Source organism: Winogradskyella vincentii (assembly GCF_020166345.1).
Lineage (GTDB): Bacteria > Bacteroidota > Bacteroidia > Flavobacteriales > Flavobacteriaceae > Winogradskyella > Winogradskyella vincentii.
Map to the genome: position 1 here is coordinate 491,528 of NZ_JAIUJS010000003.1, position 23,702 is coordinate 515,229.

Genomic DNA, 23,702 nt, shown 5'->3' on the forward strand with positions numbered 1-23,702 from the left:
ATTTATTTTTAACATGTCGCACAAATCTACAACCTGTTACTCCTTAAAATCTAAAGGTTTTGTTAAATTCGTGCCGTGTCAGAACCATTAATTACCATAATAACGCCCTTTAAGAATACCGAATCATTTATTGAGGAATGCGTCCAATCTATTATTAATCAGAGCTATACAAATTGGGAAGCAATTTTTGTAGACGATAATTCTACTGACAGTTCATTCAAAATTATCGAAACCTTCACTAGCAAAGAAAGAAGAATTAAACTTTTAAACAATGAAGGTTCAGGTATAATTGAAGCATTGAGAACCGCATATAAAGCGAGTTCTGGACAATACATCACAAGGATGGACAGTGATGATATAATGGCCAACAATCGATTAGAACACATGCTTAATGACCTTATATTATTTGGTAGAAAACACCTTTCAATTGGTTTAGTAAAATACTTTAGGGATGATGGCATTAGTGATGGTTATGCCAAATATGAAACATGGATTAATGGTCTAACTAAAGTAGGACAAAATTATTCTGAAATCTATAAGGAGTGTGTTGTACCCTCACCTTGCTGGATGTTGCACAAGGAAGATTTTGATAATTGCGGAGGGTTTTCACCTAATCTTTATCCTGAAGATTATGACCTTACATTCAGGTTTTATAAGGCTGGTTATACTTGTATTCCTTGTAGTGAGGTTTTGTTACACTGGAGAGATTATAGCACAAGAACTTCAAGAACACATGAGCATTATGCTCAAAATTATTTCTTAGATATAAAAGTTCGTTATTTTCTAGAATTAGATTATGACAAATCAAGACCATTAACTATTTGGGGAGCTGGATCTAAAGGGAAAACTGTCGCACAACTTCTGATTAAGAATAGTATCCTATTTCATTGGATATGTGATAATCCAAAAAAAATAGGAAAACACATCTATAACAAAGAGATGCTGAAGTTTGAGCATTTAAAAGAACTTACAAATCCGCAAAGCATTGTTACAGTTGCCAACGAAGAGGCACAAAATGAGATACGCTCTTACTTTTCAAAGCATAAAATGACCTCAATGACAGATTATTTCTTTTTCTGTTAAATTTCTCAAAAGTGACTCACAGTTATCATTGAGCATTTTCTATATTTGACGATACAACTTTGGCTTAAAAAGGAATGCAGTTTAAACATCCAGAATTACTATACGCTTTATTTTTACTGGTTATTCCAATTCTCATTCATTTATTTCAATTACGACGTTTTCAAAAGGTAGAGTTTACAAACGTAAAATTTTTGAAAGCCGTCAAATTACAAACTCGCAAAAGTTCTCAAATAAAAAAATGGTTAACACTGTTAACTAGAATGCTATTATTAGCTTGTGCAATTATTGCATTTGCCCAGCCTTTTATACCAAAAACAGAAAATTTCAATGAATTGCAAGAAACTGTTATCTATTTAGATAATTCTTTTAGTATGGAGGCACAAGGCAGAAACGGTAGCTTACTAAATGAAGCTATACAAGATCTTATAAATTCATTACCTGAAGACGAAAATATCAGTGTTTTTACTAATGATAATGTATTTACCAAAACAAGTATTAAGGCCATTAAAAATGACTTAATTAATCTATCATTTTCTAATAATCAAATTAATTACGATGCTGTTATCTTAAAAGGAAAACAAATGTTTTCTAAGAATACTAATGCAGAGAAAAATCTGGTTCTAGTTTCAGATTTTCAACAAGGAACCGAGGCTCTTGACATCGAGAAAGACAGCATAGTAGACATATCATTGGTACAACCTAAATCAAATCTAGTCGCAAATGTTAGTATTGACAGTGTTTATGTTGCCAATACAAATGCAGAAACCTTAGATTTAAACGTAAAACTCTCAAACTATGGAGAACCAGTTGAAAGTATAAGTATATCATTGTACAACAATGACGTGTTACTAGCAAAGAACTCTGTAAACATTGAAAATGAAGCAGAAGCTACATTTACTATTGCAAATAATACTGAATTAAATGGTAAATTAATTATTGAAGATGCTGGCTTGCAATACGACAACGTCCTCTACTTTAATATTGGTAAGAAACCCAAAATTAGAGTACTAGCCATAAACGACAAATCAAGTGATAATTTCTTAAAACGTATATATACCAATGATGAATTTGAATTCAATTCATACAATATCAAAGCACTAAATTTTAACTTAATAAATGACCAAAATTTAGTTGTTTTAAATGAACTAGAATCTATTTCATCAGCTTTAGTTTCGGCTTTAAATGCATTTAAAAAAGACGGAGGAAGTATATTAACTATCCCATCAAATAACATTTCACTAAATACTTATAATCAATTATTTAATGTAATTAATTTGTCTAGATTTGACGATGGTATCTATTCAACAAAAAGAGTCACTTCTATTAATTATGACCATCCTTTGTTATTGAACTCTTTTTATACTAAAGTGACTAATTTTCAATACCCACGTGTCAACTCGTCGTTTAGATTTTTATCAAATACAGGTGGTGTGTTATCTTATGATGATGGCTCAATATTTCTGCAAGGTAAAAATGGAAGTTATGCTTTTGCTTCTGCCATAAATGGCGACAATTCAAACTTTCAAAACTCTCCTTTGATTGTTCCTGTTTTATACAATATTGGTTTACAAAGTCATGAATTACCGAAGTTGTTTTATACCATAGGCAGGCCTAACTCAATAGCTATAAAAACCGAATTAGGACAAGATGATATTTTAAGTCTTCATGCAAAGGGCGGATCAGTTATTCCTCCTCAAAAAACATATAGTAAATCTGTTGTATTAGAAACCAAGGAATATCCTGAAAATGACGGTATTTATACTATTAAGAACGATGATGAAAATTTGCAAAATATAAGTTTTAACTATAGCAGGGAAGAGAGTAATATAAATTATTTAAATATTAATTCCCTAAACAATATAAAAACAGAAACTAGCTTGTCCAAAACAATAAATGCGATAAAAAGTAATGCAAATGTTAATGCGCTATGGAAATGGTTTGTTATTTTTGCCCTAGTATTTCTGATTTTAGAGGTACTTATTTTAAAATATCTTAAATGAACGCACTCATAAAATCTGCAACTGTCGTTGATTCTAAAAGTGATTTTCACAATGAGACAGTCGATATTTTAATTGAAAAAGGTCGTATCGCTAAGATTTCCAAAAGAATTTCTAATCCCAATAATTACAGAGAAATTAAACTAGACAACCTTCATGTGTCACAGGGCTGGTTTGATAGTAGTGTCTCGTTTGGAGAGCCAGGATTTGAAGAAAGAGAAACCATTGACAATGGTCTTAAAACGGCTTCAAAATCTGGATTCACAGCAGTTGCCTTAAATGCAAACTCTTTCCCTGTAATTGACAGCTATGCAGACATTTCATTTGTTAAATCTAAAGCATCCAACCATGCTACTCAGCTTTTACCAATTGGAGCATTAACTAAGGAGAGTAAAGGAATAGACCTTGCTGAATTGTACGACATGAGCAATGCAGGCGCAGTAGCATTTTATGACTATCAAAAGCCTATTTCTAATCCTAACTTAGCCAAAATTGCAATGCAATACGCAGGTAATTTTAATGGTTTAATCTGTTCGTTTCCACAGGAAAATAAGATTACTGGAACAGGAGTTGTAAACGAGCATGTCAATAGTACTAAACTCGGTCTTAAGGGCAATCCAAATCTAGCCGAAGATTTACAGGTCGCAAGGGATTTATTTTTATTAGAATACACAGAAGGCAAACTTCATATACCTACAATATCGACTGCAAAATCAGTTGACTTAATTAGACAAGCCAAAGCAAAAAAACTTGACGTTAGCTGTAGTGTGGCCATACATAATCTTATTTACACCGATGATGTATTATCGGATTTTGATACTAATTTTAAGGTTCTACCTCCTTTAAGAACTAAGAATGATTGTAATGCATTAATAGAAGGATTAAAGGATGGCACTATTGATATGGTAACTGCAGACCACAATCCAATTGATATTGAAGACAAAAAAGTAGAATTTGATTATGCCAAATATGGTACTATCGGTTTGGAATCTTCATTTGGAGCGCTTCAAACAATTTTCACAACCAAAAAAGCTATTGGTCTTCTTACGCAGGGAAAATCCAGATTTGGTGTTGATGAAAATACGATTAATGTAGGTAACGATGCAGAATTAACTCTATTCAATCCTGATGTTAATTACCAGTTTTCTGTTTCTAACATACTATCAAAATCAAAAAACAGTGCTTTTATTGGCCAAGACCTAAAAGGGATGGCTTACGGTATTGTTGCAAATAAAAAAATCGTCTTACTGTAATGGATCAGAACTCTGCTAAAGAGGGCAAAGGCCTAAGTATTATTGCTTATATCACCATTATTGGTGTGCTGATTGCTTTCTTTATGAATCAAGAAAAGAAAAACTCATTTACATTTTTTCATATTAGACAAAGTCTAGGTCTTTGGTTAATGTATTTCATTTTTGGATACGTTATAAGTGGATTTGATAGTTGGATGCTCACCTACTCTTTTTGGATATTTTTTGCTGTTTTGTTTCTATATGGACTATTAGGTGCCATTTCAGGAAAGGCCAATAGCATACCTATTCTTGGTGATTTTTTTCAAAAGCTATTTAAGTCCTTAGGTAATTAATTATGAGTGATTTATTTTACGTAAAACGTCCTTCATCATTACAATCTAACGCTCCTTTGGTAATCATGTGTCATGGTTATGGAAGTGATGAAAATGATTTGTTTTCCTTTGCTCAAGAATTACCAGAAGAACTTTTCATTATTTCCTTGAGAGCTCCTTATAGAATGCAACCTTTTGGGAACGCATGGTATGCCATAAATTTTGATGGAGTGCAAGGCAAATGGAGCAATAATGAACAAGCCAAAGAATCGGTTGATTTAATTGCGGGATTTATTGATTATGCCTGCACTAATTATCCGGTTGATAAAAACAACGTTACATTATTAGGTTTTAGCCAAGGCACAATTTTAAGCTATGCTGTCGCCTTAAATTATCCAACAAAAGTAAAAAACGTTGTTGCGTTAAGTGGTTATATAAATAATGATATTATTCCAGACAACCTAGACACAGAAGATTTTAAGCATTTAAATTTCTATTGCTCACATGGTACAGTAGACCAGGTAATCCCTGTAGATTGGGCAAGAAAAACCCCTGCTTTTTTAAAGGCTTTAAATATTAACCATGTTTATTCAGAATATCCAGTTGGACATGGAGTTGCTCCGCAAAATTTTCATGATTTTAAAGACTGGCTGAAGAAATATATTTAATAATTCATTGGATACATAAAGTATTCAACGAGCTTATATTTTAATTCATTGTTTTCATCAATTTCATAATTAACAAAAATCTCACCCCAATTCTCTGTATCGGTAAAATCTGCGATAATCCATTTGTGATTAAGTATTCTTACTTTATTGATTACCATTTTTGAATCTGTCATGGATACATATGGAACAATTGGGTGATCTTCACCTTTGTAATTGTTCATGCTATATAAACCATCAACTATTGCTGGAATGAGTTCTTCAGTATTGTAGCCTTTATCTTCAAAAAATGTCAAAGCATCCTCATTTCCATTAATGCTGAAATGATTTAACTCAAAATTCTGCTCTTCTAATTCATTAGATTTCTGCTCTAGTTCAGCAATATTGGCCTTAAAGGTTTGTATATCTTTTTCGTATTTATCAATTATATTTTTTGAATTAACATATTGAAATACAATAAGTAATACAGAAAATAAAAACAAGTACATAAAAATTCTATTCTTCATTCTTGGATTTTTATTTGTAGATTATCATAGGCTAAAAAAACGTTTTTGGGTAGTTTTTGTTGTACATCATCATGAAATCCCATATGATGACTGATATGAGTTAAATATGCACGTTTAGGTTTAACCTCTGCAATAAATTCTAAGGCTTCCTCTAAGTTGAAATGTGAGATATGTGGCTCTTCACGCAATGCGTTAACGACAAGAACTTCTAGATTATTTAATTTTTTCATCTCCTTTTTTGATACTGTTTTCATATCGGTGAGGTATGCAAAATCGCTAAATCTAAACCCGAAAACTTGTAATTTATAGTGCAAACCATCTATTGGTAAAACATCCAAATTACCTGCTCTAAAAGCACTGTTGGATATCTCATGTTTTATAACACTTGGTACACCAGGATATTTCTTTTCAGAAGTGAATATATAGTCAAATCGCTTTTCTAGAGCTTTAAAAACTCTTTTATTAGCGTATAGTGGAATATCGCCTTGCCTAAAAAAGAATGGTCTTATATCATCTAATCCCATCGTATGGTCTGCATGCTCATGCGTAAATATTATGCCATCTATCCGATTCACTTTAGCATTTAGCATTTGCTGTCTAAAATCAGGCCCGCAATCAACAACAAAAGTGTAATCATCCCACTCTACCAATATAGAAACTCGTAATCGTTTATCTTTTGGATTTTTGCTTAAGCAAACAGGATGTTCACTTCCGATAATGGGTATTCCTTGAGACGTACCAGTACCTAAAAATGTTATTGTCAAGACTGTTAAGTTTAAAACAAAAATAAGCTTATTTTTTTGTATACCACCGTAAAATAGTACCTTTACGGCATTATGAAGAACCCAAATTCTATGGAAGACATAAGGTACAAAGGTGACTTTGAGATAGAAAATATACCTTCATTAAAGGACAAAGCCCTACGAATAAACCTTAACAAAGATATTTACGGAACATTTGCAGAGATTGGTGCAGGCCAAGAAACTGTGCGTCAGTTTTTTAGAGCAGGTGGTGCTTCTGGTACTATTGCAAAGACAATGTCAGCATATGATAAGGACTTTAGTGATGCTATTTATGGTATTGAAGACGATAAGCGTTATGTAACCGAAGCTAGGTTAAGAAAAATGCTTAATCATGAGGTAAATCTTATTGAACAACGTATAGGAAGAGAAAAGCAACCAAACAAGATATTCTTTTCATATGCTAATACTGTTGCAACCATTGATTTTGCAAAGAAATATAAAGGCCACGGATGGGTAGGAATTAAATACCAAGTAGCACCAGACCAAGATTACAATGATATTGTTTTGCATATTAGATTTAAAGAAAATGATGCAAGACTACAACAAGAGACCCTAGGTAAATTGGGAACTAACCTCATTTACGGTGCTTTCTATAAATACAATCAACCACGTAAATTATTACGGTACTTATATGATCATTTAGATAAGGATCAATTAGAAATTGATACTATTAATTTTTCTGGTCCGGTTTTCGAAGATGTAGATAACAGGTTAATGAGTCTTCAACTCGTTAAAAATGGAATGACCGATGCAGTAATGTTTGCACCAGATGGTAATAATGTTCTACCAGCAAGAGTACTTTACAAAAAGAATATACTTGCATTAAGAGGTAGCTTTAGACCTGTAACCAAAGTGAATATGGATATGTTTGAAAAATCATATGAAATGTTCATTAAAGAAAACAAGGTTGATAAAGAAAAGACGCAAGTAATTTTTGAAATTACCCTTTCAAACCTCAGGGCTGAAGGTGAAATAGACGAACAAGATTTTATGGATAGAGCTCGTCTATTATGTTCTCTAGGTCAGACAGTTTTAATATCAAACTTCCAAGAATATTATAGACTAGTCGAGTATTTCTCTCAATACACCAGAAATAGAATGGGATTAGCAATGGGAGTAAATAATCTCATTGATATTTTTGATGAAAAATACTACCGTCACTTAAGTGGTGGTATATTAGAAGCTTTTGGTAAACTTTTCTACAAAGATCTCCGTGTTTATCTTTACCCTATGGAAAATGAAGATGGAAGCTTAACCGACAGCGAAAATCTTAAGGTTCATCCACGTATGAAAGAATTATACAAATTCTTTAAATACAATGGAAAAGTGGTAGATATTCATGATTATGATCCATCCATATTGAGAGTTTTCTCTCGAGAAGTTTTAAAGAAAATCACTAGTGGTGATGATGGTTGGGAAGAGATGCTACCAGAAGGTGTTGCTAAACTTATCAAAGAGAAGTCGTTATTTGGTTGTGAAACTGAAGAAGTTTTAAGGTAATCCCATTTTTTTATTATTACGATAAATTGCATATTCGCTGAGGATTATTGATTGCTGAAATGCTACTTTGACTATAATTACTTATTTTTAGTCCAGTCATTCAACCATCACTATCAACATGAATCAATTGTTCAAAAATATTGCTACCATTCTAATCATACCATTAATTTTCTTCACTTGTAAAGAAAATACCAAAGAAAAAATAGTTAGTACAAAAGAACTCATCGAAACTGAATTAAAAAATGATGAGTGGAATTTGGTATGGTCAGATGAATTCAATTCGGATACTATAGATTCAAGTAATTGGAATCTTCAAGTTCTAAAAGCCGGTCAATTTAATAACGAGTGGCAACGATATACTGATAGCAATGAAAATGCATTTATTGAAAATGGAAGTTTGGTCATTAAGGCTGTACATGAGACCGATATTCATGGGATGGACCAATATTCTTCAGCGAGGCTTAATACTGCAAACAAGCAATCTTGGAAATACGGTAAAATCGAAGCTCGTATAAAACTTCCAAAGGGCAAAGGAATATGGCCAGCATTCTGGATGTTGGGAGCGAATATAGATGAAAATGGAGGTGATACTCCATGGCCACAATGTGGTGAAATAGATATTCTAGAACTATACGGTACTAAAGACAATGCCATTGTCGAGGCTAATTTACATTATGCTGATCAGTCAAATTCTCATGCAATGATGGGAGCAAAATCCTATAAATTAGATAAGGGAATTTTTGCAGATGATTTTCACATATTTGCTTTGGAATGGGATGATAAAAATATCAAATGGCTTGTAGATGGTTATCAATATGCAATCACCTCTATTGCTGACGCAGAACGCTCAGAATTCCATAAAGAATTTTTTATCCTACTTAATCTAGCTGTTGGAGGCACGTACGCAGGACGACCAGATACCTCTACTCCATTTCCACAGTTTATGTATGTAGATTGGGTTAAAGTTTATCAAAAGGACCAAAGCAGCTAAGCTCAGTTTATTATAATTCACTGATCTCAATGACATATATTCTAAAAAACAAAACCATTGAACTTCATATTGATGACCCTTCAGAAAATTATAATTTTTCTCGTTTTGACTGGAGCGGTAAAATCAAAAAATTAATTTATAAGGGCACTTGCGTAACAGGTGATGAAAAGACAGACGCAAAGGAAATTCCAGATTATGGTAGGGGATTTTACAATGAATTTGGAATAAATAAACCTGTAGGTTTTCAAAACCTTGAACTGAATGATTGGTTTCATAAAATTGGAGTTGGACTTTTAAGAAAGCAGGAATCAGATTATTTTTTCATGAATAAATATGATATTAAACCAGCAAGATTTTCGTTGAATGCTAATTCTGAAACACTTCAAATTAAATGTCAATCTCTATCACATAATGGCTATGCATATATACTCGAAAAAGAAATAAAACTATTAAAGAGTGGCTTTGAAATTAATTATACTCTCAAAAACACTGGACAAAAATCCATTATTACAGATGAATATGTACATAACTTTATGTCAATAAATAAATCCTTGATAAATAAAGATTATGAGCTATCATTTAATTTCGTTATCGATCCTGATACATTCAATGAAACCGTTAATCCTAAAAATGTAGTTACATTCTCAACCAATCAAGTATCTTTTAAAGCCTCTCCTGAGAGCGCTTTTTTCTTCAGCAATATAACAGGAGGTAAAAAAGTAACAGCACAGTGGAAATTAGTAAATAAAAGAAATAAGATCTGCATATCGGAGAAAGGTGATTTTGAAACTAACTCAATTAATCTTTGGGGTTGTCGTCATGTAATAAGTCCAGAATTATTTTTTGACATTAATCTTAAACCAGATAACACCAAGAAATGGTCAAGAACATATACACTATATAATTTAAGTTAAACATCATAATTTCTGGTTTAATTATAGATTATTACCTTAGACGATATTTTGGCGTAAGCCATTTTAAATTACTAACTAACTCTTACCAACTAAAATGAATAATCAATCTTTATATACCATACGTATTGCTCTTATTGTAGCACTAGGTGGATTTTTAATGGGTTTTGATGCATCTGTGATTTCTGGTGTTAACAAATTCATTCAAATAGATTTCAATTTAACAGATATTGAACTAGGTTTCTCTGTTAGTTCACTGACCATCATAGCAGCCTTAGCAATGATGATTTCAGGACCTTTAAGCGATCGTTTTGGTAGAAGGATAATGCTTAAAGTTTGTGCTATAGTGTTTACAATTTCTGCCGTTGGTTCCGCCTTGGTGTCAAATTTTTCACTTTTCTTGATTTTTAGAATGCTTGGTGGTTTTGGGGTTGGAGCCTCATTAATTTTAGCGCCAATGTATATTGCTGAGATTGCACCACCAGCACAAAGAGGTAGACTTGTATCTTTCAATCAATTAAATATTGTACTTGGTATAACCATTGCGTTTTTTAGCAACTACTATATTTTATCACTTGGTGATTCTGATGCAAGTTGGGTACAATCTCTAGGGATAGCAGAAAATAATTGGCGTTGGATGTTAGGTGTCGAAGCCCTTCCTGCAATTCTCTACTTTTTTGGGCTATTAACTGTTCCTAGAAGCCCTAGATGGTTGGTTATGAAGAATCATTTAGTTGAGGCAAAAGACGTACTACAAAAGTTTTATACAGATGAACAAGCGGAAAAGGATATGGTAGCAATACAAGATTCATTAGAAACTGATAAGAATAAAAAGAAAGTATCAGTAATGGAAATCTTTAAACCTGCCATGAGACTCGTTATCACCATAGGTTTAGTTGTAGGTGTTCTCCAGCAAATAACAGGTATAAATTCTGTCTTTTTCTATGCACCTATGATATTTGAACAATCTGGTATTGGTACTGATGCGTCATTCATACAAGCCATACTAGTTGGAGTAACCAATTTGGTCTTTACAATATTAGCAATGCTATTAATTGATAAACTTGGGCGTAAACCATTGCTTACATTTGGCGTTGCCGGAATTGGCGTTTTTATGGTGTTATTAGCCTATGGGTTTAATTCAGCAACATATTCATTAGATAGTGAAAAAATAAACCAATTATCAAATACAGAATTAAGAGAAGAATTATCTGTACTTGCTGGGAAATCCTTTAAAAATGATGTAGCATATAAAAATGAACTCAAATCACTTTTAGGACCAGAAAGAGCAAAACAAAATGAGTCTGAATTAATTACTGCCGCAATTAGTATGAACCCATCTCTTATCCTTATAGGTATCCTAGGCTTTGTAGCATGCTTTGCAATTTCACTTGGGCCTGTTATGTGGGTACTTTTTTCAGAGTTATTCCCATTGAGAATCAGAGGTGTGGCAATTTCATTCGTTGGATTTGTAAATTCTGCTGTTTCAGCAGGTGTCCAATTTATTTTCCCATGGGAATTATCTACCATAGGCAGTTCAATGACCTTTTTGATTTATGGTCTTTTTGCCTTTGCTAGTCTAATATTTATTGTTAGAGTAATTCCAGAAACAAAAGGTAAATCCTTAGAAGAACTAGAAGCTCAATTGGTAAAATAGCTTGTTAAAATTTAATACTACATCAATGTTCTAGTCGACTAGAATTTGAGCTGTATGTTCTTTGGTTTTAACTTTGGTGATTACATCTTCAATGATACCGTTTTCATCTATGACAAAGGTAGTTCTATGGATGCCATCATATTCCTTACCCATGAACTTTTTTGGTCCCCAAACACCGAAAGCATTTATTACTGCCTTATCCTCGTCTGCTAGCAGAGGGTATTGAAATCCATATTTAGTTTTAAAGTTAGATTGACGCTTAGCACTATCAGCACTCACACCTAATATTTCATAGCCTTGCGCCTTAAACCTGTCATAATTATCGTTAAGATTACAAGCTTCAGCTGTACATCCTGGTGTACTAGCTTTTGGATAAAAGAAAACTACAAGTTTTTTGCCTTGATAATCCGCTAATGATATTGTATTTCCTTGTTCGTCTTTTGCCGTGAAACTTGGTGCTTTATCACCTATTTTTAAGTGCGTCATAATGCTTAATTTTGTTTTTGTAAAAATACAATGAATGACTAAGCAAGAAAAGGTACAATTTGTTATAAATACGTTAAATGAATTATACCCAGAAATTCCTATTCCTTTAGACCATAAAGACCCATATACGCTTTTAATTGCAGTACTAATGTCAGCCCAAAGCACAGATGTACGTGTTAACCAAATCACGCCCTTGTTGTTTGAACGTGCAGACAACCCTTATGATATGATTAAATTAAGTATTGAGGAAATACGCGAAATTATAAAACCTGTTGGTCTATCTCCAATGAAAAGTAAAGGAATATATGGCTTATCTCATATTCTCATTGATAAGCACAACGGTAAAGTACCTAAAACCTATGAAGAGCTTGAAGCATTGCCAGCTGTAGGCCACAAAACGGCAGCTGTTGTACTTTCACAAGCCTTTGGTATACCTGCTTTTCCTGTTGATACTCATATTCATAGATTGATGTATCGTTGGAATTTAACCAATGGTAAAAATGTTGTGCAGACCGAGAAAGATGCAAAACGTTTATTCTCGAAGGAACTATGGAACGACCTTCACCTTCAAATAATATGGTATGGTCGTGAATATTCTCCGGCTAGAGGTTGGGATTTAGAAAAAGACATTATTACGAAAACAATTGGCCGACAGTCCGTAATTAAAGATTATTATAAAAATAAAAAGTAGTTGCAATGGTATAGTTATTGATGCTTTTGCATCAAACTAACTTTCCATGAAAAAATTTGTTCTATTCATATCTTTATCGGCTATTATCACGTCTTGCATTCCTACTAAAATTGCACCACGGTTTAAAAATGAAGATTACAAGGTAATGCAAGCGAAAAAATTTGAGCGGAAACTACCCAGAGAGACTTTCTTTATCTTTAAGGATCCTAAAGATGCAGATGAATTTTATCATTTCATAAATACCAAGTTAAATCTACAGCACAAAGACGTGGGATACAATTCCCCTTTTCAACTGAATGGAGCGACTTACTATCTATCTTACAAAGAAGTGGGCAAGGAAGATAGAACTTTAAATATAGGATTGGCAGCTGTAGATCTTGTTCTCAGTGAAAAAGCTGGGTTTACAGTTTTTGACGAGAATTATGATAGTAGAAAAGGCCACTGGTACATCCTCATAACGGTATATGATGAAAAGGTTAGCAATTGCTTATTAAATAAACACCCTAAAAGACAAGATATTCTTCAATATTTAAAATCATTGAAAAAAGAATATTTAGATACGCACAACTACGAAGAGTTATTATTCACAAAAAAATCCTGATTTTACAATCAGGATTTCTTTCCAACTTAATTTAGAAGTGCTTCAAACTTCAATTTATTATAATTTATAACACTTAAAGCCTTAGAATAATTCAAAAGGAAACTTACAGTTTCATCTTTTGGTTTTAGGTTAATGTTTTTTGGGGTTTTAGTAGAGTAAATTTTTGCCATATTAATAATTTAGGATTTATTATATGGTTATAACGCAATCTATTCTACTTTATTATATCAATTTGTTAAAACAATATTATTTTGTTCTATCACCTTACGCATATTGATTAATGCATACCTCATGCGTCCTAATGCTGTATTAATACTAACACCAGTTCTTTCTGAAATTTCCTTAAAACTCATATCCTGGTACATACGCATCATTAATACTTGTTTCTGGTCATCTGGTAATTCTTCAATAATACGTCTTACATCTTCTTCTACTTGCTCTTTAATGATAGATTTTTCTGCGTTCAGACTAGAATCACTTAAAACCGAAAAAATACTGAATTCGCCCGCGTTGTCAAACTTGGGCATTCTGCTATTCTTTCTAAAATGATCAATAACCAAATTATGGGCAATACGCATTACCCAAGGTAAAAATTTACCTTCTTCATTATACTTTCCTAATTTTAAAGTTCTAATTACTTTAATAAAAGTATCTTGAAATATATCTTCAGTAATATCTCTATCGTAAACTTTAGAATATATAAAGCTATATATTCTTTGCTTATGCCTTTCTATCAAAATTGATAAAGCATTCTCATTGCCTTGTATGTAATTTGATACCAACTCAGCGTCTTGGATAAGTTCTTTATTCATAATATTTACTTTAATACCTAATAACTAGGCTATTAGGCTTGGGGTTTCTAGCTTTTTAATTAAAGTAATATTATGCTATACGCTGTGTTTTTTAATTGAATACGTCTCAAATATAACAACAATCATTCCGAAAAAACAAAATTTACTACTAAATTTTAACATTTAATCTAACATTATTGCGTTTTATCAGCTTAATAAGTTATAGTATCTTTGCAAAATTATACACCTCGATTACCTATGAATACTGCTATCACAGATGTAAACCCTAAAGAAAATATCATAATAAAGGGTGCGCAGCTCCATAATCTTAAAAATATTGATGTTGTAATTCCTAGGAATGAACTAGTAATTATCACAGGATTATCGGGTTCTGGTAAATCAAGCCTGGCCTTTGATACCTTGTATGCAGAGGGCCAAAGACGATATGTAGAGAGTCTTTCAAGTTATGCTCGTCAATTTTTGGGTCGGTTAAACAAACCCAAGGTTGATTACATAAAAGGAATTGCACCGGCAATTGCAATTGAACAAAAGGTGAATTCTACAAACCCACGTTCTACTGTGGGTACTACAACTGAAATTTATGACTATTTAAAATTGCTTTTTGCTAGAATTGGAAAAACATATTCACCAATTTCAGGTAAACAGGTTAAGAAACATACGGTAACAGACGTTATTGACTTTATTTCATCCTTTGATGAAGGAACAAAACTGTTGCTCCTATCACCTATAATTTTAGAGGAAGGCAGATCAATTGAAAACAAGTTAGATACACTTCAAAAACAAGGTTATTCTAGGGTTAAAATTAATAATGAAGTAACAAGAATTGACGAGGTACTAAAAAATGGAATTAAATCGAGTGAAAATCTTTTCTTGGTAGTAGATAGAATAGTATTTAAGCATGATGAAGATTTTTTAAACAGGTTGGCAGATGCTATTGAAACCGCGTTTTTTGAAGGAGTTGGTTCATGTATAATAGAAACAGTTAATGAAGGCAAGCAAACTACCTTTAATAATAAATTTGAACTAGACGGTATTACATTTCTAGAACCAAATGCACATCTCTTCAGTTTTAACAATCCTTATGGTGCTTGTCCCAAATGCGAAGGTTATGGCGATGTCATTGGTATTGACGTTGATTTGGTAATACCCAATACAGCTTTGTCTGTATATGAAAATGCAATATTCCCATGGCGTGGTGAAAGTATGAGCTGGTACAGAGATCAACTAGTCAATAATTCACATAAGTTTGATTTCCCAATTCACAAACCGTTTTTTGAATTAACCGAGAGCCAAAAGGCCTTAGTCTGGTCTGGTAATGAATATTTTGAAGGTTTGGATAGCTTTTTTACCGAATTAGAATCCAAAGCTTACAAGATTCAAAATCGTGTAATGTTATCTCGTTATCGTGGTAAAACTAAGTGCAATGTATGCAAAGGCAAAAGATTACGTGAAGAGGCTAACAATGTTAAAATCAATAATTCTACTATCACAGATTTGGTTGATTTACCAATCAAAGAGCTGATTTCATTCTTTAACGAATTAAAATTAGATAAGTACCAATCAAAAATTGCAAAGCGTCTTTTAGTTGAAATTAATACTAGGTTAGAATTTTTATCTAATGTGGGTTTAAGCTATTTAACGTTGAATAGAAAATCAAATTCACTCTCTGGTGGAGAAAGTCAACGTATAAATCTTGCAACCTCATTGGGTAGCAGTTTAGTTGGGTCAATGTATATATTAGATGAGCCAAGCATTGGGCTTCATCCTAAAGATACAGAACGGCTTATTAATGTTTTAAAATCTCTTCGTGATTTAGGAAATACAGTCGTTGTGGTAGAACACGACGAGGATATAATGAAAGCAGCTGATACCATTATTGATATTGGACCTGAGGCTGGTACATTTGGTGGTGAGGTAGTCGCTAAAGGTGGTTTTAAGCATATATTAAAATCTGATACACTTACTGCCAAATATTTAAATGGAGAATTGCAAATTGAAGTTCCCAAAAAACGAAGAAAAACTAAATATCACATTGATGTTGTAGGTGCCAGAGAAAATAACCTGAAAAATATAGATGTAACTTTTCCATTAGGCATGTTAACCGTAATTACTGGTGTTTCTGGAAGTGGTAAAAGTACTTTGGTTAAGAAAATCTTATACCCTGCAATACAGAAAAAGTTAACTGGTTTTAGTGATAAAGCTGGTCAATTCACCAAAATAAATGGTAACCATAGCAATGTACAACATGTTGAATTTGTAGACCAAAATCCAATTGGTCGTTCTTCAAGGTCTAATCCCGTCACATATGTAAAAGCCTATGATGATATTAGAGCTTTATTTGCATCTCAAAAATTAAGTAAAATTCGAAATTACCAAGCCAAACATTTTAGTTTTAATGTAGATGGTGGTCGATGTGAGACATGTAAAGGTGAGGGTGAAGTTACTATAGAAATGCAATTTATGGCAGATGTGCATTTAACCTGTGATACGTGTGGTGGTAAACGATTCAAAAAAGAAGTGCTAGAAGTAACCTTTGAAGGTAAAACAATAGATAATATTTTAAATATGACTATTGATAATGCAATTAACTTTTTTGAAACTACTGGTCAAACTAAAATTAAAAACAAACTACAGCCATTGCAAGACGTAGGATTAGGTTATGTTACTCTTGGCCAGTCCTCTTCTACTCTATCTGGTGGAGAAGCGCAACGTATAAAGCTTGCAACATTCTTAGGCAAAGGAAGCAAGAGTGATAATGCACTCTTTATTTTTGATGAACCTACCACAGGCTTACATTTTCATGATATTCAGAAATTACTTAAATCATTTCAAGCACTAATTGAAAAAGGACATTCAATTATAGTAATTGAACACAATATTGATTTGATAAAATGTGCTGATTATATCATAGATCTCGGCCCAGAAGGCGGCAAAGAAGGTGGTAACTTAATAGCAAGCGGGACACCTGAAGAAATTATAAAAAATTCAAAATCCATAACAGGAAAATACTTATCTGATAAGCTCCATTAATAAAACACAAAGGAGAATGCTAACAACAGCAAAAATGAAGTTGGGATAATAAATATTGTAAAAATAAATGTGATTATTCCACTTTTAAACCAAGTTAGCAACCAGTGCTGGCGATAAAATTTTATCAGTGCTATTAAAAAATACAAATAGGTTGAAATTGCAATTAGCCAATCAATCCCATCCGGAATATCATAAACAAATCTGTTGACTGCAAATAAAATTGCAAATACTGTAAACAGAAATGAGAAAAAGTAAAAACTAAAAACTAAGTGGTGCGCGTATGTCCCTTTATTGTAATAGAAAATTTTCAATATAAAGGCAAACAGCGGCATTAAAAAGAACATCGCGATTGGTATACTATCAAAAAAGGCCTGTACCATTCCTCCCGCTCCTCTACCTTCCATAAGATTAAGAATATTAGCAAAAAATCGTCTTTCCAAGAAACTAGCATCATGTGTCATTCCCATTTCCTTATAAATTAACTCTTTATCAGAACCAGCATCAATCATAGAGTCAATTTTCTTCTTATTAAAATCAGAAATAGATTTAATATTATTTGGTTGATTATTAGCACTCTTAATTATAGAATCTGCTATTTTTAAATCATCTTCCTTTAGACCTAACTTATCTTGATTTTCCTTTAATGGCTTCAATACTTTCTCTAACTGTATTGAATCGAGAACAGCTTCTACACTATCAGTATTAACCGTTTTGGTTTCGATATCACCTTTTACAACCTTTTCATTAAAAGTATTTGCTTGAGACACCAACTCTCTTGTACTAAATGAAATAACAAAAAAGAAAATCACCGAAATAAATAAATACATCTGGGCAGGATGTAAATAGAGCAGTCTTTTTCCTTTAATAAACTCCTTTGCCAAGTGACCTGGTTTAAACATCAATGGCAAAAAACTCTTTAAAAAACGAGCATCAAAAGAAAAGTAGTTACTAATAGTGTTGTAGAACAAAACACCTATTGTGAGATCATCATTGGTCTTTTGCCCACAATGAGGACAGAATCTAAACCCTTCTTGATAAGGTTGTTCGCAATTTTGACAATTGACTTGTTGGTTACTCATGGTTGGTTAATGTCTGTTTAAAATTAGTGAAATTTCTAATACACTTCACTCAGAATATAGAAGATTGAAAATAAATATTGTAACAACACAGTAATCAATAAATCATTTAATCACCTGAATATATGGTGTTTACAATAATGGCACGCTAATTGAAAACAGCTTAACAAATAGCGTAAGCCGAAAAGCTAGATATGAGTAGGCAAAATCTAAATTTTACAACTATGAAAAAATTAGTTTTACTTTTTACAGGTTTGTTAATGGGATTAACAACTGTATCCGCAACAGAAAAAATTTCTGAAACTAAAAGTATCGATTTAGATATTACATCACGCTATCGTTATGCACAACCTATTTTGTTTGTAGAGCGTGGTGTAGAATTCTTAATCTTTGCTGATGGAAGCTTTGACTTTAATACAGAGATTTTCTATGATTCACCTCGAGATGTCTATTACAAAGACAGACGAAATAGAAGAAGCAGAAATTACGGAGCTCCCGGGCATGTTTACGGAAGATCTAACCGAGGAACACTTGTGAGACATGATAGACTCGGAAGAGTCAGGCGTATTGGAAATGTATTTATTAATTATGACAGATTTGGAAGAATTATCAGGGCAGGTTCAGTATATATGGATTACAGACGTGGTTTACTGCGTCAAGTTGGAGGGTTGAGAGTTTTATACAGCAGACATGGTATTATGACCGGTACGCGTGGACAAATAAACTTTGGAAATCCAGGTAATGGTATATATGGTTTTAATGATTTTGAATCAGATCGATATTATGATAGAAGAGGACAAAGAAACAATAGATGGGATAATGATTATTGGGATGATGACTGGGATGATGATAGATACTTCTATTATAAAAAAGATGGAAAAGTCAAAAAACAGAAAAAGCTGAAAAGCAAAATTTCAGACTGATTTATAGTCCATTAAGAATTTCTTAGTGGTTTCAAAACCCTGAATATTACCCCAAATAATTCAGGGTTTTACTTTTAATATATCTCGCTAACAATCAGACTTTTAAGTTTTTTGGCACGCTGTTTGTTTAATAGATAATGAGTATAATTTTAAAACCCTTTTACTATGAAACGATTACTATATTTTATTGCAGTTTTGGTGACGGCTAGTACCACTGCATTTGCAACCAACACAAGTTCAAAGGAAGCTGATGCTTCAATTAATAATTATGTGAGAGGTTACGGTAATTCTTTCATATTTATGGAAGCAGGTATTGAATTCTCTGTATACCCAGATGGTCAGTTTGATTTCTACATGCCTCAATATGGACCAAATGTTAGCGTTGGCATCAATAGACCAGGCTTTGCTTTAAGCTTTAATACTGGTTTTGATTATAATGCATACGTACAGTACGATGGTTATGGTGCCATTATTCAAATAGAAAATACACCGATCTTCTATGATTATTATGGTAGGGTAAACCAAATAGGTAACATCTTTATCAATTATAACGGGTTTGGAAGAATTAATAGAATTGGTGGATTAAACATTTATTACAGAAATAATGCTTTCTGGAGATATGATGGGTTTATAAATGTCTATAACAGAGGTTATGTTTGGAGACCATGGCATAGATACTATGCAATTCCACCGGTAAGCTTCTGTGTAATAAACACATATCCATACAGACAGTTTTACACGCCTGTACGACATATTTGGTATAGACCATACAGAAACAATGTAAGATATTATAATGTGCACAATGGAAGACGTGGTAACCCACAATATGGAAGACGTAATGCATCTACTAGAAACTCAAATAGATATGCTCAAACTCCTCGAAATAGAACGGAACGAAATATTCAGAGATCAGTAGAACGAAGAAATGCAGAAATTACAAGGTCTAGATCTACACGTATTGCAAGTAATTCTGGTACTATGCGCTCTGGAACGACTAATAGATCAGGGTCATTAACATCTCGCTCTTCATCTAGAAACTCTGAACGTAGTCTGAGTACCAGATCCAATAGCAGAAATGTTGAGCGTGGAGTAAACACTAGATCTAATAGTAGAAATGTTGAACGTGGTGTTAACACGAGAACAAATTCTAGAGAAAATACTTTAAGTAGATCAAGAAGTGATAGAAATAGTAACGCTACTAGTTCTCGATCTAGCTCAAGAGTAACATCTCAAAATAGAACAAGTAGATTAAATAACAATACACGTTCAAGAAATTTAAAAGAAAATGTGACCAGAAGTAGATCTTCTGTGTCCAATAAACGAACAGGAACAAAAAGTACTTCTGTTAGAAAACCAAATTCGACTAGTTCTCGTACATATGGTAGAACAACATCGAAAAACAGTAGACAAAGAAGTACAATACAAAATAAGAGAAAGTCATCGTCAGTATCGGCAAGATTTAAAAGCAGTAGAAAAAGCAACCAAAGTTCTACCAGATCAAGTTCAAGACGAGCAAGAGGATAAAAAATGATTTTTTTGGTTGGTTAGTAGAAGTCCCGCATGCTGTATGCCTCAGAGCACCTTGCGGGACTTCTCATTTATATAGTTACTTAAAACTTTAGGTACCTTTTTATTTGTTCATTAACGTCTTCTGAAACATTTAATTTATAAATACTCACAAAGTATAAAACCCCAATTAAAGTAGATTTTAATGCTATGTTAAGAATTGGATGGAACGGAAATTCCCAGAAATACATAACTAGAACCGAAACTACTATTAAAAGGCATATTTTCAACGATTCAGCTGAAAACGGTTGTATATTAAATTTCCGTTTAACAAAAAGGATTTTCACCGTATTATAAAATACAATTGCTAAAAAAGTGGCAAGTGCAGAACCTTCAATTCCATACCTTGGAATAAAAATAATATTTAAAACTATAGCAGTAATCGCAAGAAAAACACCAAAATATAGAACCATCTTATAGTATTCGCTATTAAAAAGTATGGCATTATTATTTCCTAAACTGTTATCATAGAGTTTAGCTAGACTGACAATAAAAACAACAAATAGGCCACCAGTAAATTCTTCTGGTAGGATAAGATAAAGCTGATTAATATTTAAAACTATTAGTAAAAAAATAAAACCACTTACTACCAATAGAGTCATGGAACTACGTTTATACAAATCTTCAAGCGCATTTAAATCATTATCATTTAAATACTTCGCTGTTAACGGCATCATAATTTGATGCATAGCTCGCTGTGGCACAGCAATGACCGTAGCTATAAATATTGCTACACTGTAATATGCTACTTGTTCAATATCTTCTATTAGTATGCCTATCATAAACTTGTCTATATCCAATATCAACATTGCAACAGAGCCAGCAATTATCATTAATACAGCATACTTAAATATAGATGATAAATTATTTGGTAATTGAAATACAAATTTTGGAAATCTAACAGTATAGGCATATAACTTCATTATTAGCATTCTTAATACGTAAACTCCTACCAATCCAATAATGAACTCATCTATGCTAAGCCAATTAAGATAAACTGCGAATAACAAAATCATTATAGCCACTCTATGGAAAACTTCTTTCATTATATTTCCAAAAACAGTTTGCATTTGCACTTTTGTCCACGCAAAAAAGATCTCAAAATAGGCCATGGCAATAGCCAAAATAAAAATATGCCATGTATAATTTTCTACAATTGAATTTTCTCTAGAAAGAAAGGAACCTATAGTTTCATATGAGAAATAACCTATAATCCCAACTGGAATAATAAAGATTAATGGGAGGAACAGCATCAATGTTAGGAATCCATTAATACTATTTTTTGCTTTAAAAGAAGAATAATATTTTATTATCGCATTATGAACGCCAAACGCCATAAATGGCATCATAATATTGGCTGTAGATAACAAAAATGCGACTAATCCATAATATTGATCAGTTAAAAAATTGGTATAAAGAAAAAGCGTATTAATAGCACCTATACCAAAACCTAGATAAGTACTAATGGTATTTTTGAAAGATTGTTTTAAAATGATGCCCATTGCAAGGCAATTTACAACTTAATTTTATTTATGATTAAAGCTTCATTATTAAACCCTATGAATAATTTTACTCAATTTTTCGGTTAAAGATTTACGGCTATATTGTTCTAGGCCAACTGCATTTACTTCAATATTCTGCGACTTATAATCCGCAAATAATGATAAAATTTTAGTCTTTAGATTATCCTTGTCATCATAGGTGAAATAAAACCCAGTATTTGTTGATTTTATTATTTTCTCCACATCAGAATCAGATGGGCCAATGGCTAAAATTGGAGTTTCAGAAATCAAATATTCAAAAACTTTACCTGGTATTATTGATTTTGTATCCTCAGAATCTATTTCAATTAACAATAATACTTGAGATTTCATTTGATAAGCCAAAGCTTCTTTATGTTCAACATAGCCCATTATATTCATGTATTTATCAAGCTGATGGTACCTAATTGATTGAATTACTTCCTCGCTCACAACTCCAATTAAATTCAATTGAAAGTTTTCGGCAAAATCCTCACTTTCAGAAATGATTTCTGAAAGTACTTCCCACAACACTTGCGGATTTCTCTCAGATAATAAAGATCCAATATGTGAGAAGGTAAACTTTTCATCCTTCTTATCAATTGTTACATTATGACTATCATAACCATTTGTTATTACTGTAATGGGCTGTTTTGTTTTAGACGAAAACTCGGCTTTAGTATTGTTACTAGTGACAATTATCTCATCAGCATTGTTCAGTACTCTTGATTCGAGGGTTCTATGCTTTTTCTTAGCTCTAGAAGTTAACTTCATTTCTTTGTGATATCCTATGGTTGTCCATGGATCTCTAAAATCTGCAATCCACTTCACTCCTATTGTGTTTTTTAAAGCTAATCCTATTAAATGCAAACTATGAGGTGGACCTGAAGTAATTATTGAATCAATATCATTTTCTGAAATAAACTTTGAAAGAAATTTCACCGATGGCTTAATCCAATTTTTACGTGCATCAGGAATGAAAAAGTTGCCTCTTATAAAAAGTAATAGTTTTTCTATTAGAGATTGTTTCTTTGACTTCGGTATTATCCCTGAGCTTATGTTTTTTGTGCTTTTACTTGAAAATGCACTAGCAAATCGATAGGGTTCTTTAATTGGACGCTTAACTATTTCTATACCCTCTGGTATTTCATTAACTAAAGTCTCATCAACTATTGGGTAACTTGGATTTTCAGGACAAAAAACAAATGGTGTTGCATTAAAATCTACTAAATACTTTACGAATTTCAACCAGCGTTGCACACCAGGGCCACCAGCTGGTGGCCAGTAATAGGTAATCACTAAGACTTTCTTTGATGACAT

22 protein-coding genes are annotated in these 23,702 nt (G+C 32.5%); 14 read left to right on the forward strand and 8 right to left on the reverse strand.

Annotation, left to right across the window (positions count from 1 at the left end; genetic code table 11):
* Nucleotides 1-75: 75 nt before the first annotated feature.
* The 5 genes from LBV24_RS08110 to LBV24_RS08130 all read left to right on the forward strand — a co-directional run bounded on the left by LBV24_RS08110 (nucleotide 76) and on the right by LBV24_RS08130 (nucleotide 5,312).
* Nucleotides 76-1,083 (forward strand): glycosyltransferase family 2 protein, encoded by a 1,008-nt coding sequence (locus LBV24_RS08110; protein ID WP_224478140.1) that lies wholly within the window; start codon nucleotides 76-78, stop codon nucleotides 1,081-1,083.
* Nucleotides 1,084-1,157: 74 nt separating this feature from the next.
* Nucleotides 1,158-3,083, forward strand: a complete 1,926-nt coding sequence (locus tag LBV24_RS08115) for a vWA domain-containing protein (protein ID WP_224478141.1) — start codon at nucleotides 1,158-1,160, stop codon at nucleotides 3,081-3,083.
* Nucleotides 3,080-4,333 (forward strand): dihydroorotase, encoded by a 1,254-nt coding sequence (locus tag LBV24_RS08120; RefSeq protein WP_224478143.1) that lies wholly within the window; start codon nucleotides 3,080-3,082, stop codon nucleotides 4,331-4,333. Before LBV24_RS08115 ends, LBV24_RS08120 begins: the two co-directional genes overlap by 4 nt.
* Complete coding sequence (locus tag LBV24_RS08125) at nucleotides 4,333-4,665, forward strand: hypothetical protein (RefSeq protein ID WP_224478145.1); 333 nt, start codon at nucleotides 4,333-4,335, stop codon at nucleotides 4,663-4,665. The genes LBV24_RS08120 and LBV24_RS08125 overlap by 1 nt, the downstream gene beginning before the upstream one ends.
* Nucleotides 4,666-4,667: 2 nt before the next feature.
* Entirely contained in the window at nucleotides 4,668-5,312 is a 645-nt protein-coding gene (locus LBV24_RS08130; RefSeq protein ID WP_224478147.1) for an alpha/beta hydrolase, read from the forward strand.
* Here LBV24_RS08130 and LBV24_RS08135 read toward each other — a convergent pair.
* Together LBV24_RS08135 and LBV24_RS08140 are read right to left on the reverse strand one after the other, a co-directional pair.
* The gene (locus tag LBV24_RS08135) at nucleotides 5,309-5,815 is read right to left on the reverse strand and encodes a hydrolase (protein WP_224478148.1); all 507 of its coding nucleotides are present in this window, start codon (nucleotides 5,813-5,815) and stop codon (nucleotides 5,309-5,311) included. The two genes, LBV24_RS08130 and LBV24_RS08135, sit on opposite strands and share 4 nt — an antisense overlap.
* Nucleotides 5,812-6,579 carry an MBL fold metallo-hydrolase gene (locus tag LBV24_RS08140; protein ID WP_224478149.1) on the reverse strand — a complete coding sequence of 256 codons (768 nt, stop codon included), beginning with the start codon at nucleotides 6,577-6,579 and terminating at the stop codon, nucleotides 5,812-5,814. The genes LBV24_RS08135 and LBV24_RS08140 overlap by 4 nt, the downstream gene beginning before the upstream one ends.
* A gap of 72 nt (nucleotides 6,580-6,651) precedes the next feature.
* Here LBV24_RS08140 and LBV24_RS08145 point away from each other — a divergent pair, with 72 nt between their 5' ends.
* From LBV24_RS08145 to LBV24_RS08160, 4 genes are all read left to right on the forward strand, one after another.
* Nucleotides 6,652-8,118 carry a TonB-dependent receptor gene (locus LBV24_RS08145; protein WP_224478150.1) on the forward strand — a complete coding sequence of 489 codons (1,467 nt, stop codon included), beginning with the start codon at nucleotides 6,652-6,654 and terminating at the stop codon, nucleotides 8,116-8,118.
* A 118-nt stretch (nucleotides 8,119-8,236) separates the two neighbouring features.
* Complete coding sequence (locus tag LBV24_RS08150; protein ID WP_224478151.1) at nucleotides 8,237-9,109, forward strand: glycoside hydrolase family 16 protein; 873 nt, start codon at nucleotides 8,237-8,239, stop codon at nucleotides 9,107-9,109.
* 29 nt (nucleotides 9,110-9,138) lie between these two features.
* A complete protein-coding gene (locus LBV24_RS08155; protein WP_224478152.1) occupies nucleotides 9,139-10,023 on the forward strand; it encodes a hypothetical protein in 885 nt (294 codons plus the stop codon).
* 94 nt (nucleotides 10,024-10,117) lie between these two features.
* On the forward strand, nucleotides 10,118-11,677 hold the full coding sequence (locus tag LBV24_RS08160; RefSeq protein WP_224478153.1) for a sugar porter family MFS transporter: 1,560 nt from the start codon (nucleotides 10,118-10,120) through the stop codon (nucleotides 11,675-11,677).
* Nucleotides 11,678-11,707: 30 nt separating this feature from the next.
* Here LBV24_RS08160 and bcp read toward each other — a convergent pair whose 3' ends face one another.
* Nucleotides 11,708-12,163, reverse strand: coding sequence for a thioredoxin-dependent thiol peroxidase (gene bcp, locus LBV24_RS08165; RefSeq protein ID WP_224478154.1), 456 nt, complete (start codon nucleotides 12,161-12,163; stop codon nucleotides 11,708-11,710).
* Between the two features lie 34 nt (nucleotides 12,164-12,197).
* Between bcp and LBV24_RS08170 the strand changes: the two genes are divergently transcribed.
* Nucleotides 12,198-12,854, forward strand: a complete 657-nt coding sequence (locus LBV24_RS08170; RefSeq protein WP_224478155.1) for an endonuclease III domain-containing protein — start codon at nucleotides 12,198-12,200, stop codon at nucleotides 12,852-12,854.
* A 46-nt stretch (nucleotides 12,855-12,900) separates the two neighbouring features.
* Nucleotides 12,901-13,455 carry a hypothetical protein gene (locus LBV24_RS08175; RefSeq protein ID WP_224478156.1) on the forward strand — a complete coding sequence of 185 codons (555 nt, stop codon included), beginning with the start codon at nucleotides 12,901-12,903 and terminating at the stop codon, nucleotides 13,453-13,455.
* Between the two features lie 26 nt (nucleotides 13,456-13,481).
* Here the strand turns inward: LBV24_RS08175 and LBV24_RS08180 are convergent, their stop codons facing one another.
* Together LBV24_RS08180 and LBV24_RS08185 are read right to left on the reverse strand one after the other, a co-directional pair.
* On the reverse strand, nucleotides 13,482-13,625 hold the full coding sequence (locus LBV24_RS08180; RefSeq protein ID WP_181855252.1) for a hypothetical protein: 144 nt from the start codon (nucleotides 13,623-13,625) through the stop codon (nucleotides 13,482-13,484).
* Between the two features lie 57 nt (nucleotides 13,626-13,682).
* On the reverse strand, nucleotides 13,683-14,267 hold the full coding sequence (locus LBV24_RS08185) for an RNA polymerase sigma factor (RefSeq protein ID WP_224478157.1): 585 nt from the start codon (nucleotides 14,265-14,267) through the stop codon (nucleotides 13,683-13,685).
* Between the two features lie 237 nt (nucleotides 14,268-14,504).
* Here LBV24_RS08185 and uvrA point away from each other — a divergent pair, with 237 nt between their 5' ends.
* Nucleotides 14,505-17,297, forward strand: coding sequence for an excinuclease ABC subunit UvrA (gene uvrA, locus LBV24_RS08190; RefSeq protein ID WP_224478158.1), 2,793 nt, complete (start codon nucleotides 14,505-14,507; stop codon nucleotides 17,295-17,297).
* Here uvrA and LBV24_RS08195 read toward each other — a convergent pair.
* On the reverse strand, nucleotides 17,294-18,376 hold the full coding sequence (locus tag LBV24_RS08195) for a DUF3667 domain-containing protein (RefSeq protein ID WP_224478159.1): 1,083 nt from the start codon (nucleotides 18,374-18,376) through the stop codon (nucleotides 17,294-17,296). The two genes, uvrA and LBV24_RS08195, sit on opposite strands and share 4 nt — an antisense overlap.
* A gap of 221 nt (nucleotides 18,377-18,597) precedes the next feature.
* Between LBV24_RS08195 and LBV24_RS08200 the strand changes: the two genes are divergently transcribed.
* Both LBV24_RS08200 and LBV24_RS08205 read left to right on the forward strand, forming a co-directional pair.
* On the forward strand, nucleotides 18,598-19,296 hold the full coding sequence (locus tag LBV24_RS08200) for a hypothetical protein (protein WP_224478160.1): 699 nt from the start codon (nucleotides 18,598-18,600) through the stop codon (nucleotides 19,294-19,296).
* A 165-nt stretch (nucleotides 19,297-19,461) separates the two neighbouring features.
* On the forward strand, nucleotides 19,462-20,820 hold the full coding sequence (locus LBV24_RS08205) for a hypothetical protein (RefSeq protein ID WP_224478161.1): 1,359 nt from the start codon (nucleotides 19,462-19,464) through the stop codon (nucleotides 20,818-20,820).
* Nucleotides 20,821-20,906: 86 nt separating this feature from the next.
* On the opposite strand, the gene LBV24_RS08210 is transcribed toward LBV24_RS08205, so the two are convergent.
* Together LBV24_RS08210 and LBV24_RS08215 are read right to left on the reverse strand one after the other, a co-directional pair.
* Nucleotides 20,907-22,364 (reverse strand): oligosaccharide flippase family protein, encoded by a 1,458-nt coding sequence (locus LBV24_RS08210; protein WP_224478162.1) that lies wholly within the window; start codon nucleotides 22,362-22,364, stop codon nucleotides 20,907-20,909.
* A 48-nt stretch (nucleotides 22,365-22,412) separates the two neighbouring features.
* Complete coding sequence (locus tag LBV24_RS08215) at nucleotides 22,413-23,702, reverse strand: glycosyltransferase family 4 protein (RefSeq protein WP_224478163.1); 1,290 nt, start codon at nucleotides 23,700-23,702, stop codon at nucleotides 22,413-22,415.